We start from the raw sequence: 19,396 nt of genomic DNA, 5'->3' as shown, positions 1-19,396 counted from the left end.
TTGTACGCTAACGGTTTGAATGTCGCCAGTCACCCCATGCACAACGGCCCACCAAAGGGCGGGCCGTTATTTGAAGCGCAAGCGTAGGACGGGATCAGTCCTGGCGGCTGGTCACTTCCAGCAGGTGGTAACCGAACTGGGTCTTGACCGGACCTTGCACGGTGTTGACCGGGGCGCTGAACACCACGGTGTCGAATTCCTTGACCATCTGGCCTGGGCCGAACGAACCCAGGTCACCGCCTTGGCGGCTGGACGGGCACGAGGAGTTGGCTTTGGCAACTTCGGCAAAATCGGCGCCGCCTTCGATTTGGGCCTTCAGTTCGTTGCACTTGTCTTCAGTGGCAACCAGGATGTGGCGGGCAGTGGCTTTGGCCATGGGGGAAACTCCTTAGGGTAAAAAAATGTGAGCCTACCGGATTCGGGTCGTAATTTCCCGGCAAAGTTCCCTTCGGCAGGTCGGCCGTGGGGCATCAGGGCAGCACGATGTAGTCGTTGCGCTGCACCACGGGGCGATGGGGCGCTTGCACCAGGTGGATGTAGCGCCCATCCACCAGGTCGATGGGCAGGCAGTCGTCGATATCCAGCACGGCATCGGTGTGGGGTTGGGTCCAGGTGGCGAGCATCTGCCGCTTGCCTTGGGCGGCGGCCTCTTTTGCGCTGCGGGCCACCACCAGCCGGTAGTGGTGGGCCTCGCCAAAGCTGCCCGGCTCATACCCTCCCAAGTTGAGAAAGTATAGGCGCGGGTCGCCGGCATTGGGCGCCAGGTGGCTGAGTTGGACTTTCCAGCCGTCTACGCCGTCGACCTCCATCCACGCGTCGACATGCACGCCCTTGGGGCTGGCGAACCACGCGTCGCGCAATTGCGGGTAGGCGTCTTGCAGGGTGTTTGCCACGGCGAACACCACATCATGCACTTCGATTTTTGCCCGGGGGTGCTTGCCCCCGAGCATGACCACAAACAGCATCGTCCATTCTTCCTGATGTTTTCGTACAGGGCTGCCACCCTACCGCGATTGAAGCCTTTTGTGCGTTCCGGTGATGGTTCAGCGGGCCCTGCGCCCGGCGCGCCGTTGCTGTCGCAGCACGAGCCGGGCGTGCAGCGGTTCAAGCAAAAAGAACATGAGGTAGGCTGCCAACACCAAGGTCAGGTCGATCCAGGTTTCGGCGATGGGCCCTTGAACCTGTTCGATCACCGCCTTGATCACAAACAGCAGGGCGACGCCGCACAGCCACAGTGACAGCGTGAAGAACAACGGGCGTGTTCGGTTGGACAGCTTTGCAGGCATAGGGATGGGTTTCCCGGGTCGCTTGGGTGCTCGGTGATTCAGTCAAGGAGCAACCCCTGTCCCTTGGCCGATGATGAGCTGACTGACGTGACCGGCCCAGGTTCCTCTTGATTGCCCGTAAAACGCTGGACGGTCATGATTCTGAATAATTGCATTCCTGCCCGCAAAGGCCTTTCGCGCCGTGCCTTGGGGCGTGTAGCGTTGTCACCGTCGTTGACGGCAACGGCGCAGGCGGGGTTCCGGCCGGGAACCCAATGCGTAGGCAGAGGGACAAGTCATGGCGCAACCGCTGTTCAAACTGTTCTTTACACGGCGGCTGGCGGCCCTGGCCAGTGCCGAGTCGTTGCGGGCGATACGCGAGGGGCTGCTGTGGATTCTGCCGTGCCTGCTGGTGTCAGCGGCGTTTTTGATCCTGTCCGAGTGCGCCCGGGTGCTGGGGCTGAATGCACAGGTGGTGGCCTTTTTGGCCGGGCTGCACAACAAAATGAGTTCGGTGATCCCGCTGCTGGTGGCGGCGTCCATCGGCTACCGGTTGGCGATCCAGCACCGCTTGCCACCGTTGCCGGTGTCGTTCCTGTGCCTGGCCCACGTGGTGATCGCCACCTACACCCTGCACAGCTTTCCCCGGGCGGCGGCGACGTTCGTATTGTTTATCGCCATTGCTTCGCCGTTGATCAATGTACCGGCGGTCGCCTGGCTGCACCGTCGGCGCTGGACCCGGCTGGTCAATGAAGACCTGGTCGGGCACAACCTCAAGGGCACCATCAATATGGTGGTGCCGGGTGTCATCACCGCCGTGGTGCTGGTGGCGCTGTTGTCACTGCTGTTGCAGGTGCCGCACGTGGCGCAGTTGCAAGGGCCGCAGGTGCTCGACGTGCTGCGCACGCCCTACGGCAGCGGCGTGTTTGTGACGCTGATGAACTCGCTGCTGTGGTTTTTTGGTATCCACGGCGTCTACGCCATGCAACCGCTGTTCGACGTGCTGGACCAGGCCGTGGTGCTCAACGGCGCGGCGTTGGCCGCGGGTGAGCCGGTGACGTATTTGTTGAACAGCGGGCTGCTGGGCAGCTTTGCGTTCATTGGCGGCTCGGGCGCTTCGTTGTGTTTGTTGGTCGCGATTCTGCTGTTTTCCAAAAGCCGCTCCATGCGGTTGCTCGCGGTGGCGAGCTTGCCGCTGTCCTTGTTCAATGTCAGTGAAGTGCTGCTGTTTGGCCTGCCGATCATCCTGAATCCACGGCTGTTCGTTCCCTTCCTTATCGTGCCCGCGGTGAACACCCTGTTGGCCCTGACCTTGGTGCAGGCGGGCTGGGTGTCTCCGGCGGTGGTCAGCGTGCCGTTCACGGCGCCGGTGTTGCTCAATGCCTACATGAGCACTCAAGGCGATCTGGCAGCGGTACTGCTGCAACTGGGGCTGTTGGGGCTGGGAACGCTGATCTACGCCCCCTACGTGCGGGCGATCCACCGGCAAACCGCTGACGGCGCGACGGTGTACCTCAAGTCGCTGGACATGACCTTTCGCGGCCTGGAAGAAAAGGGCCGTTTGCTGGAGATGGACCCCGTGCTGGCCTCTCACAAGGCCCTGGCGCGCCAGGCCAACGAACTGAGCCGTATCCAGCAGATTTGCGATTATGAGTTTTACCTCGAGTTCCAGCCGCAGATCTCCACCCGCACCGGCCTGTGCACCGGCTGTGAGGCCTTGATGCGCGCGCGTGACGCCGACGGCGTGGTGCATTCGCCCTGGGAGTTCCTGCAATGGCTGGCCCAGGCGCGCCTGATGCCGGACGTGGACGTGTGGGTGGCGTCGCAGGCGGTGCGGCAGTACCAGAAATGGCAAAAGCTGGGTTTTGCGCTGCCCATGACCATCAACGTGTCCAGCGCCACGTTGACGTGCCGGGCCTATGGGGACCGCCTCGTGGAAATCCTCGCCCAGGCCCAAGGCCAGGTGTCTGTGGAAATCACCGAGGACGCGCTGGTGGGGGACATCCAGGTGGTCCGGCAGATGATTCAGCGGCTCCAGGGGATTGGCGCCAAGGTCTACCTCGATGACTTCGGCACCGGTTTTTCGGCGCTCAGTTACCTGCACCAGTTTCCAGTGGACTTCATCAAGATCGATCGCAGTTTTGTCGTGGCCCAGTGCGACCCCAAGGGCGCGCGGGTGTTGACCGGCATGTTGAGGTTTTGTGAGGCGCTGAACCTGGGCGTGGTGGTGGAGGGCGTGGAAACGGCGGAGCAACTGGCCTTCCTGACGTCGGGCCCCGAACTGATCATTCAGGGCTGGTATTTCAGCAAGGCGCTGCCGGGGGATCAGTTACCCGCGTTTGTACAGGCACAAGCCCGCCGGGCCCAGGGCTAGAGGTGCGCCAGGCTGACCCAGCGCTGCTCCTGGGCCGCCACCCGAATGGCCGTGGCCAGGCGCTCGGTCTGCCAGGCGGCCTCGAAGTCGGTGCCGTCCGCGCCTTGGCCTGCCAGCGCCATGATCAGTTCCTGAACTTCCAGCGTCTTGAGCTCGTTGTAGCCCAACTGATGGCCCGCCGCCGGGCTGAACGCGGCGTAGCCGGGCAATGCAGGCCCGGCCAGCAGGCGCTGGAAGCCGTCTTGCCCGGCCCGGAACAGCTGCAACTCGTTCAACCGCTCCTGGTCGAACGCCAGCGTGCCTTGTGTGCCGCTGATCTCGAAACTCAGGTGGTTCTTGTAACCCTGCTTGAGCCAACTGCTGCTGACCGTGCCACGTGCGCCGTTGGCAAAACGCAATAGCGCATGCACCTGGTCGTCCACCGCGATCTGGCGCAGCTCGGTGCTGCCCGCGCTGGCGGGGCGGTGACGGTGCACAGTGTGAGTGTCGGCGCTGACGCTGTGTACATCGCCCATCAAAAAGCGCGCCATCGACAATAAATGGCTGCCCAGGTCTGCCAGGGCGCCACCGGCATGCCCCACTTCGCAGCGCCAGGAAAAGGGCGAGGCGGCATCGGCCATGAAGTCTTCGCTGAATTCACCCTGAAAGCTGATGAGCTCGCCCAGCTCGCCGCGGGCGATGAGTTGCCGTGCCAGACCGATCATCGGGTTGTGCTGATAGTTGTAGCCCACCCGGGTCACCACGCCGGCCTGGCCTGCCGCGTCGCGCATGGCCTGCGCCTGTTCAAGGCTCACGGCCAGCGGCTTTTCGCAATACACCGCCTTGCCGGCCGCCAAGGCGGCCATGGCCATGGGGTAGTGCAAGTGGTTGGGGGTGGTGATGGCGACGACATCGACCTCTGGGTTGTCGATCAATTGCTGCCAGCTGTCATGGGCTTGCGCAAACCCCCAGTCGGCGGCGCAGCGCCGGGCGCGCTCGGTGTCGGCGTCGGCCAGGGCCGCCAGCCTCAAGGTGACGGGCAGTTCAAACACCACGCGGGCGTTATTGAATGCCAGGGCGTGGGCACGGCCCATGAAGCCTGTGCCGATCAGGCCGATTCCAAGTTCGCGCATTGACGTTTCCTTTGAATTATTGTTTTGGGGAGCGCCACTTATGGAATAAAAATTCTCTTAATGCAATATGTGGAATAAAAATTCATTTATGTTCGGTCTATCATTCCGACGAATGCCGCTATATTCAGCCGGTACGGGTCACCGCCTCAGTTAACAAAACATAACGTAGCGCCGATTGTCAGACGATTCCAAAGCCCGATAGGATGGCCGCTGCTCTGACAAGACGCTCTAGATTGCAGGTTTCAGCGCCTCGGAAGGCAAGACCACCTAACAATAAAAAAAGGGGAGAAGGGTCTATGAGTGAGCCTGTCATGGCTGGGGCGCCTGGCCGCCCGTGCGCAATGCGCCGGGTTGCATGGCTGGCCACAGCGCTCTCGCTGCTGGGCGGGGTCGCTCTGTCGACACCGCTGCTGGCCGCCAGCGACACCACCGCCGCGCCGGTATTTGCCATTGAATCGCCCAAGGCCGCCAAAGGCCTGATGATCGACGTCGTCCACGCGGGCAAGCGCCTGGTGGCGGTCGGGGATCGCGGGCACATCCTCTATTCCGACGATCAAGGCACCACGTGGGCCCAGGCCAAAGTGCCGACCCGGCAGTTGCTCACGGCGGTCTTTTTTGCCGACGCGCAGCATGGCTGGGCCGTGGGCCACGACGCACAAATCCTGGGCAGCACCGACGGCGGTGTAACCTGGACCCGCCAATACCAGGACCTCAAGCGCGAAGCCCCGCTGCTGGACGTGTGGTTCAAGGACGCCAGCACCGGTTTTGCCGTGGGGGCCTACGGTGCGCTGGTGCACACCACCGACGGCGGCACGACCTGGGAAGAGGTCGGTGACCGTCTCGACAACGAAGACCAGCTTCACCTCAACGCTATTGCCCACGTCAAGGACGCCGGCCTGTTCATTGTGGGCGAGCAGGGCAGCATGTTCCGTTCCCGCGACGACGGGCAAACCTGGGAAAAGCTCGAAGGGCCCTACGAGGGGTCGCTGTTTGGTGTGATCGGTACTGCCCGGTCGCAAACGCTGCTGGTGTATGGCTTGCGCGGCAACCTGTACCGCTCCACCGATTTTGGCGACACCTGGGAGCCGGTGCCGTTGCTCGCCGCCCGGGGGGCGCTGGAGTTCGGCCTGTCGGGCGCGAGCCTGTTGGATGACGGCTCGCTGGTGGTGGTCGGCAACGGCGGCAGCGTGGTGGTCAGCCACGACGATGGCTTGACGTTCAGTGTCTTCAATCGCCCGGACCGTATTTCGCTGTCGGCGGTGACGGCCGCAGGCAATGGCAACTTGATCCTGGTGGGCCAGGGCGGCGTTCACATGGCCACGCCCGCCGGGGCCGAGCTGACAAAATAATAAGAAGGCGGGGATTCAATGAGCAGTCATCACAACGATAAAGCGACCTTTCTCGAGCGCCTGATTTTCAACAACCGCCCGGCCGTGATCACGATTTGCCTGGTGGTGAGCCTCTTTCTGTTCTGGCAGGCGACCCTGATCCGGCCGTCCACCAGCTTTGAAAAAATGATCCCGCTCACCCATCCCTTCATCGAGCGGATGATGGAGCACCGCAACGACCTGGCGAACCTGGGCAACACGGTGCGCATCGCGGTGGAGGCCAAGGACGGCGACATCTTCACCAAGGACTACATGGAGACGCTGCGCCAGATCAACGACGAGGTGTTTTACATCCCGGGCGTCGACCGCTCCGGCCTCAAGTCTTTGTGGAGCCCCAGCGTACGTTGGACCGAAGTGACCGAAGAGGGGTTTTCCGGCGGCGAAGTGATCCCGCAAAGCTACAACGGCTCGCCCACCAGCCTCGACCAGTTGCGCAACAACGTGCTCAAGTCCGGGCAGGTGGGGCGCCTGGTGGCCAACGACTTCAAGTCGAGCATCGTCGACATCCCGCTGCTGGAGTCTTACCCCGACCCGCAAGACCAGGGCAAGTTGCTGGCCCTGGACTACCAGAAGTTTTCCCACGAGCTTGAAGACAAGATTCGCACCAAGTTCCAGGAGCAGAACCCGAATGTGCAGATCCACATTGTGGGGTTCGCCAAGAAGGTCGGTGACCTGATCGACGGCCTGGTGATGGTGGTGCTGTTTTTCGGTATCGCCTTCGTGATTACGCTGGTGTTGCTGTACTGGTTCACCTGGTGTATCCGCAGCACCATCGCCGTGTTGATCACCACGTTGGTGGCGGTGGTCTGGCAGCTGGGGTTGATGCACGCCGTGGGGTTTGGCCTGGACCCTTACTCGATGTTGGTGCCGTTCCTGATCTTTGCCATCGGCATTTCCCACGGCGTGCAGAAAATCAACGGTATTGCGCTGCAGTCCAGCGATGCCGATAACGCGCTTACCGCTGCCCGCCGTACGTTCCGCCAGTTGTTCCTGCCGGGCATGATCGCGATCCTGGCCGACGCCGTAGGCTTTATCACCTTGCTGATTATCGACATCGGCGTGATCCGCGAGCTGGCCATCGGGGCGTCCATCGGCGTGGCGGTGATTGTGTTTACCAACCTGATCCTGTTGCCGGTAGCGATCTCCTACGTGGGCATCAGCAAACGCGCCATCGAACGCAGCAAAAAGGATGCGCACCGCGAGCATGGTTTCTGGCGCTTGTTGTCGAAATTTGCCAGCCCCAAAGTCGCGCCTGTCTCCATCCTGCTGGCGCTGATCGCGTTCAGCGGTGGCCTCTGGTACAGCCAGAACCTGAAAATCGGCGACCTGGATCAGGGCGCGCCGGAACTGCGCCCAGACTCGCGCTACAACAAGGACAACAACTTCATCATCAGCAACTATTCCACCAGCTCCGACGTCCTGGTGGTGATGGTCAAGACGCCACCCGAAGGCTGCTCGCGCTACGAGGCCATGGCGCCTATCGATCAATTGATGTGGAAGATGCAGAACACCGAGGGCGTGCAATCGGCGATCTCGCTGGTGACCGTGTCCAAGCAGATGATCAAGGGCATGAATGAGGGCAACCTCAAGTGGGAGTCGCTGTCGCGCAACCCCGACATCCTCAACAACTCCATTGCCCGCGCCGACGGCCTGTACAACAACAATTGTTCGCTGGCGCCGGTGCTGGTGTTTCTCAACGACCACAAGGCCGAAACCCTCGACCGTGCGGTACACGCGGTGCAGGAATTTGCCCAGCAGAACAACCGCGACGGCTTGGAGTTCATCCTGGCCGCTGGCAACGCCGGGATTGAAGCGGCCACCAACGAGGTGATCAAGCAGGCCGAGCTGACCATCCTGATCCTGGTGTACCTGTGTGTGGCGGTGATGTGCATGATCACCTTCCGCTCGTGGGCGGCGACCCTGTGTATCGTGTTGCCGCTGGTGCTGACCTCGGTACTGGGCAACGCGTTGATGGCCTTCATGGGCATCGGCGTCAAAGTCGCGACCTTGCCGGTGGTGGCCTTGGGCGTGGGCATTGGCGTGGACTACGGCATCTACATCTACAGTCGCCTGGAAAGTTTCCTGCGCGCCGGGTTGCCGTTGCAGGAGGCGTATTACCAGACGCTCAAGTCCACGGGTAAAGCCGTGCTGTTCACCGGCTTGTGCCTGGCCATTGGTGTGTGCACCTGGATTTTCTCGGCCATCAAGTTCCAGGCCGACATGGGCCTGATGCTGACGTTCATGCTGTTGTGGAACATGTTTGGTGCGTTGTGGCTGTTGCCAGCGCTGGCACGCTTTCTTATCAAACCGGAAAAACTGGCGGGGCAGAAGGGCAATTCGTTGTTTGCCCACTGAAGGGCAAGGGCACGCAGGACGCCTGCGTGCGTTACAGGGAGGTGTTTGAACAGTGTGGCAGCGGGCAACTCCGCTGCCACATTCGGGCCCGCCTTACAGCTTGAGGAACAGTTTTTCATCCAGCGGTGGTGTGATGCGTGAGCGAATGATTTGCTCCACCACCCGGTTGTTTCCCGCCTCGGCGATCAGGTCTTTCTGGGTCTTGGTGCGTTGCGACGGAATTTTCAGGTGCGCCGCCGTGTAGTTGCTGCGCGGTGCGCCTTTTGCCGCGTAGTGGAAGTGGGCATACCACAACACATCGGGCTTGCCTTTATCCCGCACCGCGTATTCGGTGAACACATCACCACTTTTGGTGCGCACGTCCCGTTGCGAAAGGTTGATGTCGACAAACCCGTAGCGCCACAGGAAATCGACGTTTTCAGGCTTCGGTGGCTGTACTCGGTAGCCGTCCGCCGCGTGTTGCCGGGCCTTTTGCACTAATTCGTCCGCCGTGTTTCGCCAACGCGCGATCATCGCCGCGGCTTCCGGCTGGGTGCCATGATCGGTTTCGGTTTTGCGCGCCACGTCCCTGAGTTTGTTGGCTTGGGCTTCCAGCATGTCGTGCCAGTCCAGCGGGTTGAGCGTGTCTCTGCGCAGGGGATCGGTGAGTTTTTTCTTCTGGAATGCGATGGTGCGTTCGATCGCGTCACCTTCTTCGATCAGTTTCTTGATTTCGTTTTTGTATGTCGCCAATGCCTTGGGCGTCGTGGCCTGGGGCAGGGGCTCGGGTTGTGCCCGGGTGATCTTTACCCACTCGTGTTCGGCGGGGTGTTCGCTGTAGCTGTCAATCGGGCGGCCGGTTTGTGGGTCGAGGACGTCGATGATGTTGTTGCGCCCGGCTTCGGGCGGGCGAAGCGTACCAATCAGGGTTTGTTTGTCGCGGGTATTGAACACCCGTTGGTTCTGCGGTTTGGGTTGACGCTCCTTGTGCGTCGGCTGTGGGGGCGTCAGTTGTTGTTCTTCGCGAACCACGTCCGCCAGGTCGGCTTCGGCGTCGGCAATGATTTCGCCCAAACGCTTGATGAACAACTGATGGTATTCGGCGCGAAACAAGGTCGGGTAGGTTTCCTGCAAGAACGTGCCGTCGCTCATCGACTGTTTGTACGCGTCGATGATGGTGTTCAGCGTGGCTTTGCGTTCGTTGAGGGTATAGCCCTGGTATTCGCGCTGCTCCATGAAGGCCCGATTGACCGGTTCCAGTGACGTGTTTCCAAACCGCGTCAAGAGCAGTTGCAAACCGGGCCCCACGGCTGAACTTGTTCGGTTGATGCACAGCTCCTTGAGGTTGGTCAGGTTGCCAAGCCTTGCCACCAATGCATCGATTGCGGGTGGCCTGGCGTACTCCTTGACCATTTCCAGGGCTTGTTTCTTGCCGTAGGGTGAATCGCTTTTCCATTTCTCAAACAGGTCACTGATCTCCTGTTTGACTTCCCAGACGGTTTCGCGGTCGCGATAGGTGATCTTGAATGCTCCGACCAGTTCATCGTAGGCGGCCTTGAAACCGGTTTTGGCCTTATTGACCAGTTCGACCAGCGGCGCGCCCGAGCTGGCGTACTGGTTGCTGTCGTTGAACAGCGCCCGGTGAAAATCCTCCAAGTCTTCGACGGCCTTGATCATGCCCCGGTATTCCAGCGTCCGGTTTTGTTTGTATTCGGACAGGTCATCCACGCCGCCGAGCTTTTTGGGGGTGATGGTACGAAGGGTGGCTTCACTGGCGTCGATGAACGATCGGGTCAGTTGCTTGAGCTCTTTGAGCCCCTGGTCCACGGCGGTGCGCAACGCCAGGGTGGTTTTTAGCTGCTGCTCGTACTGTGCGGTGAAGCGGCCCGCCGACTCAGGCGCATTGGCCAGGCTCCACAAGGTTCTGAGTTTTTTGCGCGCGCTTTCGTAGTCATTGAAGGTTTTGCCGACTTTCGCCTGGGCCTGCCCGCGTGCCTCCGCGACTTTTGCACCCTCCAGAAAGGATTGCTCATACAGCGCATCGGTCTGAGCCTTGGCCTCAAGGTTTTTCTTCAGGGTATTTTCCACGCTGCCGGTCTTGGGCATGCCGCCCCGCAGCTTTGGCCCCAGGTCGAAGTCCCAGCGGCCCTTATCGTTGCTTTTAATCGGTGGGCCGGTGCGGGCCTTGTTGCGCTCATCGATGACAAACAGGCCGTCCAGGTCACGGGCCACGCGATACCAGTGGTTATCGATCAACGCGTGCAGTTTTCCATCGATGGCATACAGGCCCTTGGTCACACCCTCGGCGATGGGCGGCACCTGATGGTGCGGTGCGCGAATGCTGAACGAGTGGATCTGCGCCTTCTGGGCGGCGCTCAACCCGCGCGGGCTGGCGAACGACAGGTCAAGCGCCGTATTCAACGAACCTTGGGGCGCGATTGACGCAGCCTCCTGCACCCTGATCTGGGTGGAGGCCGGCTCATGGGGCGTGCGCCTAAACGCGTCGGGATGATCGCTACCGTGAGTTTTTTCGGACGGCTGCGCGGGCTGTTCACCGGCGCCGGTGTGGCCTAACACCATGGCCATGTTGACCAGCATGTCTACCACGGCCGCCGAGGGATCCGGGTTGGCGGGGTTGATGGTTTGCCGAATGTCGCTTTCCACGCTGGACATCTGTAACAACCAGCCCGCCATGGCACCGGGGCCTCTCAGCACCGGGAGCAATGTGTTGAACAGTAACCAGCCCAGTTCCTTGTGGGACGCCCAGCGACTTTCGGCACTGGAGGTGGATTGACCTTCTGCCAGGGTGGCCAGGCTGTGGGCGTTGCTGTTGAACAGGCTGTGCATCAGGTGGCCCTCGAGCAGGTTCTGACGCAGGGTAGTCGCCACGTTGTAACCGTCGACTGCCAGGGCGGTCGGCTTGGGGGTGGCAGGCGGATCAAACTCATTGAATCTGCTGTAGCGGGCGATATTGGGGATGTTGAAGCCGCCGTTGCCATACACGGCCCGACCCCGGTCGTTGGGCAGCCAGGCGAGAATGCTCTGTTGCAGCGGGCCGGGCTCGCGGATGGCCTTGAGCAGCGCCTTGCGGTCGGCGAATTCTTGCAGGGGTGGCGTCAGTTGGGGCCGGTACAGCAAGTGGGGGCCTTGCGTGGCGTCCAGCGGTTCGATCAGGAACATGTTGTCGACCACGTCCGGCGTCGCGCCCGGTTTGCGTACGAATGCCAGGGGGCGCAGGGTGATCTCCTGGCCATCGACCTGTTTCACTCCGGCGCCGGGCTCAAGCACGGCCTCCAGGTAGTGGTAGCCACGGGCGGTGAGGCCCGACTCACCCTTGAGCTTGAGTTCCAGGGCCTGCATGGCGAGTTGGATGGGCACCTGTTCGGCAAACTGCGCCTCGCGCTCGTGGGCTTTTGCGGTATCGCTCAGCAGCTCACGGTTGATCAGGGCGGGGTAGTGCTTGCCGATGTCGACGTTGTCGATCAGCCGCTTGAGCATGGGCCCCGTGGTGGCATCGTCGACCCGCTCGCCCCGCACATACACGTCCATTTCCCCCTTGGGCAGGCCCGCGAGGTTTTCCAGCGCCATGTCGGTCAGGCTCATCCTGACCCGTTCTATGTAGCCGCCACCCAGGGTGCCCACCGCCACCTTGAACACCACCTCCACGTCGGCGGCGGTATAGCCATCGCGTGCCAGGTGCGGGTCCAGTTGTTGACGGGCAAAGGTGCGGATGTCTGCAATACCGTCAAGAAAGGTGTGGCCGTGATTGCGCTGTACGCTACGCGCCAGGGCCAGGGTGTGGCGTTGGTAGGCGAAACGCTCGGCATCGCTTGCGTGGTGCAGCCAAGCGGGCAACGTGCTGTTCAGGCGCTGTGCATCAGCTATCGGCAAGGCCGGTGCGCCAATAAACGCAGCGCTGGTGTCGCAGGCGTCCGAGAACTGGCGTTGCAGGTCGTCGCGGGTTCCGTTGCCAGGCACTGGGATGGCGCTCAGTCTCTGGAGTTGCCCGTTGAGGATAAGGGCTGCCTGGGCGTCGAACACATTGCCTTCAAGCGCGGTGCGTTGCCAGGTCAGTTGATCGAAGCTCAAGGGTTTGGCGAGGCGCTGGCTCCAGGCAGTCGCGAAAGCGTCCATCGAGGGGTAGGGCGTGATGACGCCAGCGGTGGTGGTATGCAGGATAATCTGCCGCTCGCCGACCTGACGGGTGATCAACAGGTCGGTGCCGAGGCTGCTTGAGGTGGCACCAGCCTTGTCCAGGGTGGTGTTGATCGCGTAGACCGTCGCTGCCTCATGGGCGGCCATCCGCGTGCGGTCGGCGCTATCGGGGTAGCGGGTGACCTGGTCGAGGGTCTGGCGCTGCTGTTCGTCCAGCGTGGTGGTTTTGATGGCCGAAGTGCTGAGGGTGTTGTTGAGTGTGTCGCTGAGCCAGCACCAGCGGCTGGTTGCAGGGTCGGCATTGAATGCATCGGCCCCCCAATAACGGCTCAGGGCCGCGGCGAAACCGGCGTTGAGTTCTTGGGGCAGGCTGCGGATTGCCAGTTCGATCTTGCGCATGTCCAGTTCGACGCGCCGCTCGCCCGAGGGCGCACGAAGGGTGGCCGCTGTGGTGCTGTTGACCAGTTTGCAGGGGGTGGCGTGTTTGTCGGTGAAGTCCGGCTCGGTGCCGTTGGCCAGGTAGTCGAGGGCGACGTCCAGCAGGGGCGTGAGCGTGTATTGCAACGAGCTGGTCTGCTGCGGGGTGGCCAGGGAAACCTGTCGGGTGTCGACGTTCAGCCCGGGGTAAAGGGTGCTGATGGCGTTTTGCAACAGTTGCGCGACCACTGTGCGCAGGGTGGGGCGCGCGGCGAATTGGCTGTGTACCGCGCCCGCGTCCGGCTCTGCCGGTGGCGCCGCCAGGTCGCGCCGTATGCGGGCGGGGGGCGCCTTGACGCCGCTGGGTGACGTGGGCTCGGCCGTCAGTGGCGGCGCGGGAGGCGCCGTCGTCACGGCGTGGCTGGCGAGTGGCACATTGACGGGGCGGGCAGGGGGGCTGATCGATAACATAGGTGCGCTTCCATAGCGGGATCGGGGTAAATCAGGCCCGGGAAATTACCGCTCTGCCACGTCGCGGTGGGCCGCAATGCGTTATCAACTGTTTCGCCGCCGCGCTGCGCTTACCCCGACACCTGATCGCCCGTGGCCTTGGGGCCACTATTTCAGCTTGTGAATACAGCTCATGGGCTATCATTGGCGCTTTCCCGCAAATGATTGATTGCCATGACTGCCGATAACCTGACCACCGTCCTTGCCACCACTGACATGCTGGAGATCGATGGGCTTTACGCCTTTGATTTCAAGCTTGATGAGCAAAAGCTGCTGATCATCGCCATGGACGGTCGGGCCGAAAAGCGCTGGCATTTCAGCCGTGAGCAGGTCAGTGCCGCACACTTTGATGACACCCTGCAAAGCTGGACCCTTACCGGTGATTCGGGCGAGCACCGCCTGGTGTGCATGAGCGCGTTCACCGGCAACAATAACGACGAGGACGAAGCGGATGATGATGCGTAAATTCTGGCCCCTGCTGATGGCTGGCAGCGTGGGGGCGATGTCGGTTCAGGCGGCTCCAGCGGACACGTTTGACTTGCTGGTGGGCAGCTACACCGCCAATACCAGCGAAGGGATCTACCGCCTGCAGTTCGACAGCCGCACCGGGCAGTTCAGTGGCAAGCCGGTGCTGGCCGCCAAGGCACAAAACCCGTCCTGGCTGACGTTTTCCAACGACCGCACCTACCTGTTTGTGGTCAACGAAAATGGGCCGGGCCAGAAAGACCCGGTAGGGCGCGTGAGCAGCTACCGCATTGATCCGAAAACCCACCAATTGACCCTGATCAATCAGGCTCAAAGCCTGGGTAACGAGCCGACCCACTCCAGTGTGGCCGCCGATGGGCGTTACCTGTTTGTCGCCAACTATTCGGTGCTGGAAGACCCGGGCGGCACGCTGGCGGTGCTGCCGCTGGGCGCAGACGGCACGCTCTCATCGCCCGTGCAACTGAGCGCGCACCCGGCCAGCCGCGTCAACCCTGAGCGCCAGGCGTCCAATCACGTGCATTCGGTGGTGTCTTCGCCAGATGGTCGCTATGTATTTGCCAATGACTTGGGCGCCGACAAGATCTTTGTCTACCACTACGACCCCAAGGCCAACCCGCAAATGCCGCTGACCCCGGCCAACCCGGCCTCGGTGCAATTGCCTGCGGGCAGTGGGCCGCGGCATTTGCTGTTCAGCGCCGATGGCAAGCATGCCTGGCTGACCACCGAGATGAGCGCCCAGGTGGCGGTGTTCGACTGGCACGACGGCACGCTGACCCAGACTCAAATAGTGGGGTATGCCGACGGGCAGCCGGTGTCGGACAAGGCGGGTGCTGCCTTGCATGCGTCCGCGGATGGCAAGTTTCTGTATGTCAGCAACCGGGGCACGGCCAACCAGATCATCGTGTTCAGCGTCGACCCGGCCACCGCGCACCTCACGCAACTGCAACGTCGCTCGGTTGAAGGCGACCATCCCCGGGAATTCAGCCTGGACCCGACCGGCAAGTTTTTGCTGATCGCCAACCAGAAAAGCAACGAAATTGTGGTGGTGGAACGAGACGCCAAGACAGGTTTATTGGGCAAAACGGTGCAGAAACTGCCGATTGATGCGCCTAGCGATCTGAAATTCGTGGTGCGGCAATAAGCCACAGGCCCCGTTATTCGGGGCCTGAGCGCTGTTATTAATATTATTGATAGAGGCTAGTGTTTCAAAGCATTTCTAGGCGCCAGCCCCCAGGCGTAAGTTTGATTCCAAGGCCTTCCCAGGCCACTCAAACGAACGAACACAAGGGTTACCGCCATGAATCTGAATCTTTTCTCCATCATCGCCGCTTCCGCAGTTTCCGCGACCGTTGCCTTGCCTGCTGCCGCCAGTGTTGAAGTCACCAGCAAAAAATCCAGCACCAGTGCCTACACCCAGAAATACCTGCAACAGAGCGCCAACTTCTACGCAGCGCTGGATCACAAAGTTCAGAACTGAGCGTTGAACGATCGTTTTAGCGCGATCAATGCGAGAACGGGCTTGCCTGCAACAGTGGACTGATCAATAGACCGCTGTTGCAGGCAAGCCCGTTTTCGCATTTTTGGGTCTGCTGGTCTGCTTGTCATTTTTCCTACTTAAAGCTCCGTCAGGTTTATAGGAAGCGTCCGGCATCGATTTTTTCGCAGCCTTGTTAGCGTGGTTGGAATTTGGCGTTTGCCTCTTTCCCCGCTCAAGGATAAGCGTATGTTCGAACCGGCCCCTGCTGCGCGCTTCGCGTTACTGATTCCGTCTGTTCGCAACGACTTCAAGGTGCTGGCCTTCAACGGCACTGAAACCATCAGCCTGCTGTATGAGATCCATGTCGAACTGGTCAGCGAGTTTGCTGATTTCGACATCGAGCGCCTGCTTAACCAACCGGCATTTCTCCAGTTCGGCCCGGCAGGCGAGGGCATTCACGGGCATATCGACAACGTTCGCATCGGGACGTGTGGCAAGCGTCTGACCCGTTACCACGTGCATCTTGTTCCGGTGCTGCATTACTTGCAGTTCAGCCACGACCGGCGGATTTTCCAGCACCTGACGGTGCCGCAGATTATCGCTCAGGTGCTGCAGGGCCATGGCATTCACGCTGATGCCTATGCCTTTCACGTGGGCGCCCGCCCTGGGCGTGAGTACTGCACGCAGTATGGGGAAAGTGACCTGGCGTTTATCCAGCGGCTGTGCAGTGAAGACGGCATTTGCTGGCATCACCAGCACCACCGCGACGAGCACCGACTGGTGTTCACCGACGATCAGACCTTTTTTCCCAAACTGGGTAAAACCGCCTATCGGCCGGGCACTGGCCAGTTAGCGGATCACCCGGTGGTCGACCGCTTTTCCATAGGCTTCAGTACCCGCACCAGCGTGACCACGCGCCGAGGTTATGACTTGGAGCGCCCAAACGCTTTGCCGCAAAGTCGGTTTACCGCTGACTTCACGCCTGTGCTTGAAGACTACGACTACCCCGTGGTCGTCGAAAACGAAAGGCTCGACAAACAAATGGCCCGCCGTGCACTTGAGCGCCATCGCAGCGACTATCAAGTGGCCGAAGGCGAAAGCGACCAGCCGCTCCTGCGCAGCGGCCACTTCTTTGATCTCGTCGGCCATCCTCACCCGCAGTGCAACGATTTGTGGTTATTGCTCAGCGTGAACCATGTAGGAAAACAGCCACAGGTGCTGGAAGAGTCGACGCCCCATGACCTGAAAGCCGACGACGGTTTTGCCCAGGGCTACCGCAACAGCTTTCGCGCAACGCCTTGGGATGTGTTCTACCGGCCGCCACGGGTCATGCGAAAGTCCCTGCTGGTCAGCCAGACCGCACGGGTGACCGGGCCCGCCGGAGAGGACATCTTCTGTGACGCGTTTGGCCGCATCAAGGTCGAGTTTCACTGGGACCGCGCCGGGCTTGGCAGCGACAAAAGCAGCTGCTGGCTGCGGGTGTCATCCAGCTGGGCGGGGGACGGGTTTGGTGCGGTGACCCTGCCGCGTGTGGGCATGGAAGTGGTGGTGACCTTCCTGGAGGGCGATCCCGATCAACCGCTGGTGACCGGCTGCGTGCCAAACAAAGCGATGCCGGTGCCGTATCCGTTGCCCGCCCATAAAACCAGAACCGTGCTGCGTAGCCACAGCTCGCCCGCCCAGGGTGGGTACACCGAGCTGTCGATTGAAGACCGCGCCGGGCACGAAAAGGTCTACTTGCGGGCCCAGCGCGACCTGGAGCAGTTAGTGCTCAACGACCGTATCGAGCAAGTCAACCACAACAGCTCCAGCCTGATCCAAGGTGACGAGCTGCACACCACTTTGGGCCTGCGCAACAGCCATATCGGGGGAGATGACCTGACCGTGATCACGGGAAACAGCAGCACCCGTGCTGGCGGCGCCTTGATGATTCAAGCCAATACGAGCCTGACACTCAGTGCCGGTGGCCATCATCTGTTCATTACCCCAGGCGGGATTTTCAGCAGCGTGCCCATCGTCGAGGGCGGCGCCCCCCAGGCCAGCGCTTCGTCGAGCGGGGCATTGCCAGCCAGTGCGCTGTCGATCATGGCCACCGCCAGGCAGCTTTCGCTGAGCGACTGCCCGTTGTGTGAGGCCTGTCGCAACGGCTTGTGCAATGTCGGAGATACCCTATGAACACGCTTGAGCAATGGCTACAAGAACAGACCCGGCAAGGGCGGCACCTTTACCTGATATTGGATGCCGACGGTCATTTCGACGAGCGCACCGCATTGATCAAAGGGCTTGGGCTGGAGCAATGCCGCAACCTTTACGTCGGCACTGCGGCCGAAGCGCTGGCGAGTGTTGCGCCGTATATTTTCCTGCTGGACTCGGTGGCTCATCCGACCCTCCAGCACTTGCTCAGCACCCCCTCGCGCCACTGGGGCTGGCTGGCCAGCGCCGTCAGTGGTGACCTCGCTATGTTGAGCCAGCATTGGCAAAGCCTGCTGGTGAGGGGCGAGCCTGCGCATCAGGTCATTCACCGTTTTTACGACAGCCGTGTGTTCGCCCGCACGTTGGCTTTCCTGCAACCCCAGCAGCGTTCGGACTACCTCGGGCCGGTGAGCAGCGCGTGCTATTGGCAGGATGAGCACTGGGGGGTTATCGACAACCCCGACCCGGGTGTGCGCCCGTTGCCTGCGGATGCCGCCTGGCTGAATGTCCCCGACGCGCAGGGCACTGACGCCCGCGTCCAGTACGAGAACGTTCGCCGCTACCTGGTGGGCATGCATACCGAAGCCATGGGGGACCTGGCCAGGCATCTGGATATAGACACCTGGTTGCACGACCAACTCGAGCGCGCCCGTCAATGGGGCTGGCAGGCACCTCAAGAGCTGCACTTTTTGCTCATGCAAAGTCTGCGATTGCAGGGGGAACCGTGGCCATCGGCCTGGTTGCCAAGGGCCGGTGACACACCTTCGATACATTTTGAACGCGTGTACCGGGAAGTGCAGTTCTGGCAGGGAGATATTCAACGATGAACCGTTACGTTCGATATGGGGTGATGGGGCACTTCGTGGTTATTGCCGGTTGTGCTGTAGCCGATAAGCCCGACAGCTTTACGTTTACCGCAGACCTGCCACCTGACTTTTACTATAAGGCCACCGCCGTTTACGTCCCCGCCCAAGGGGAAACCTGCCGCGTGCAAGGCGGTAAAAGGACCAAGGTGCAGTTCAATCGGAACTGGCGCAAGGAGTCCCAACCCACGGCTGACGTGAAACTGTACAGGACCGTCAGCGGCTGCCCGCTGGTACTGCGTCGCGTAGAGGTGGACATCTATGGAACTTACAGTGACAGCATCAATGACTTCGGCGCTGACTATGGAAAGGTCGCGGTGAGTTACACCCTGCCTGAGGACCATAAGGGCACGTTCAACGACAATGGGGAGAGTGCATTTTATGCGCGGTGCCAATGGCTGTTCCGCACCGTCGGGCCCCAGCGTTACATCACCAAGATCCTTGACTGTAAATATACCGACGCTCAGGGGACGTTGACGCGGTGGCGTCCGTTTGCGGCGTATACCTTGGATCAACTACCGGGCAAGACAGTGAGATTGAACGTCAAGTTGGCCGATGAGGAGCGCCCCTATATGGGCGACACCTGGGTCAAGGTGCCAGGTGGTTGGAAGCGGTGCCTGGGGGATGGGTTGGAAGATCAGTACGGCTTTTGTTTCGGTAACTACAAGGACTTCAGCACCTTCAGGATGTCGGACGATCGTGTATGCACGATTTACCCCGGGTGCACCGAGAATAAGGAGGTGACGCCATGAGCCTTATTCCTCTTCAAGAACGTGACCGGCCGTTCATGCAAGGCGAGCAACTGGCGTGCCCGGTGTGGGG

At 61.1% G+C, this 19,396-nt stretch carries 14 protein-coding genes; 9 read left to right on the top strand and 5 right to left on the bottom strand.

Translation table 11 applies throughout. The annotated features are described in order from the left end of the window. Window positions 1-94: 94 nt before the first annotated feature. The 3 genes from ACW9H9_RS02005 to ACW9H9_RS01995 form a co-directional block, all read right to left on the bottom strand. Window positions 95-376: a peptidylprolyl isomerase gene (locus tag ACW9H9_RS02005; RefSeq protein WP_003208024.1), complete on the bottom strand. Its 282-nt coding sequence runs from the start codon at window positions 374-376 to the stop codon at window positions 95-97. A gap of 94 nt (window positions 377-470) precedes the next feature. Further along, complete coding sequence (locus ACW9H9_RS02000) at window positions 471-965, bottom strand: DUF1543 domain-containing protein (RefSeq protein ID WP_457341337.1); 495 nt, start codon at window positions 963-965, stop codon at window positions 471-473. Window positions 966-1,043: 78 nt separating this feature from the next. Continuing rightward, window positions 1,044-1,286 carry a hypothetical protein gene (locus tag ACW9H9_RS01995; RefSeq protein WP_457341336.1) on the bottom strand — a complete coding sequence of 81 codons (243 nt, stop codon included), beginning with the start codon at window positions 1,284-1,286 and terminating at the stop codon, window positions 1,044-1,046. A gap of 277 nt (window positions 1,287-1,563) precedes the next feature. On the opposite strand from ACW9H9_RS01995, the gene ACW9H9_RS01990 reads away from it, so the two are divergent. Further along, entirely contained in the window at window positions 1,564-3,639 is a 2,076-nt protein-coding gene (locus tag ACW9H9_RS01990; RefSeq protein ID WP_457341335.1) for a PTS sugar transporter subunit IIC/EAL domain-containing protein, read from the top strand. On the opposite strand, the gene ACW9H9_RS01985 is transcribed toward ACW9H9_RS01990, so the two are convergent. Beyond that, window positions 3,636-4,751: a Gfo/Idh/MocA family protein gene (locus tag ACW9H9_RS01985; protein ID WP_457341334.1), complete on the bottom strand. Its 1,116-nt coding sequence runs from the start codon at window positions 4,749-4,751 to the stop codon at window positions 3,636-3,638. The two genes, ACW9H9_RS01990 and ACW9H9_RS01985, sit on opposite strands and share 4 nt — an antisense overlap. Window positions 4,752-5,047: 296 nt before the next feature. Between ACW9H9_RS01985 and ACW9H9_RS01980 the strand changes: the two genes are divergently transcribed. Beyond that, a complete protein-coding gene (locus tag ACW9H9_RS01980; protein ID WP_457341333.1) occupies window positions 5,048-6,100 on the top strand; it encodes a WD40/YVTN/BNR-like repeat-containing protein in 1,053 nt (350 codons plus the stop codon). A gap of 18 nt (window positions 6,101-6,118) precedes the next feature. After that, window positions 6,119-8,494: an efflux RND transporter permease subunit gene (locus ACW9H9_RS01975; protein ID WP_457341332.1), complete on the top strand. Its 2,376-nt coding sequence runs from the start codon at window positions 6,119-6,121 to the stop codon at window positions 8,492-8,494. A gap of 93 nt (window positions 8,495-8,587) precedes the next feature. Here the strand turns inward: ACW9H9_RS01975 and ACW9H9_RS01970 are convergent, their stop codons facing one another. Then, entirely contained in the window at window positions 8,588-13,516 is a 4,929-nt protein-coding gene (locus ACW9H9_RS01970; RefSeq protein ID WP_457341331.1) for a dermonecrotic toxin domain-containing protein, read from the bottom strand. Window positions 13,517-13,729: 213 nt separating this feature from the next. Between ACW9H9_RS01970 and ACW9H9_RS01965 the strand changes: the two genes are divergently transcribed. The 6 genes from ACW9H9_RS01965 (at window position 13,730) to ACW9H9_RS01940 (ending at window position 19,326) form a co-directional block, all read left to right on the top strand. Next, complete coding sequence (locus ACW9H9_RS01965; protein WP_457341330.1) at window positions 13,730-14,020, top strand: DUF5629 family protein; 291 nt, start codon at window positions 13,730-13,732, stop codon at window positions 14,018-14,020. Next, window positions 14,007-15,182, top strand: a complete 1,176-nt coding sequence (locus ACW9H9_RS01960; RefSeq protein ID WP_457341329.1) for a lactonase family protein — start codon at window positions 14,007-14,009, stop codon at window positions 15,180-15,182. The genes ACW9H9_RS01965 and ACW9H9_RS01960 overlap by 14 nt, the downstream gene beginning before the upstream one ends. 156 nt (window positions 15,183-15,338) lie before the next feature. Then, on the top strand, window positions 15,339-15,518 hold the full coding sequence (locus ACW9H9_RS01955; RefSeq protein WP_457341328.1) for a hypothetical protein: 180 nt from the start codon (window positions 15,339-15,341) through the stop codon (window positions 15,516-15,518). A gap of 246 nt (window positions 15,519-15,764) precedes the next feature. Further along, window positions 15,765-17,693, top strand: coding sequence for a type VI secretion system tip protein TssI/VgrG (gene tssI / locus ACW9H9_RS01950; protein ID WP_457341327.1), 1,929 nt, complete (start codon window positions 15,765-15,767; stop codon window positions 17,691-17,693). Beyond that, entirely contained in the window at window positions 17,690-18,538 is an 849-nt protein-coding gene (locus ACW9H9_RS01945) for a DUF4123 domain-containing protein (RefSeq protein ID WP_457341326.1), read from the top strand. The genes tssI and ACW9H9_RS01945 overlap by 4 nt, the downstream gene beginning before the upstream one ends. After that, window positions 18,535-19,326 carry a hypothetical protein gene (locus ACW9H9_RS01940; protein WP_457341325.1) on the top strand — a complete coding sequence of 264 codons (792 nt, stop codon included), beginning with the start codon at window positions 18,535-18,537 and terminating at the stop codon, window positions 19,324-19,326. Before ACW9H9_RS01945 ends, ACW9H9_RS01940 begins: the two co-directional genes overlap by 4 nt. Window positions 19,327-19,396: the final 70 nt, after the last annotated feature.

This window comes from Pseudomonas sp. SDO5215_S409 (assembly GCF_054071325.1).
Note: the sequence above shows the minus strand (reverse complement) of the source record. Positions and strands in the feature narration are given on the sequence as shown.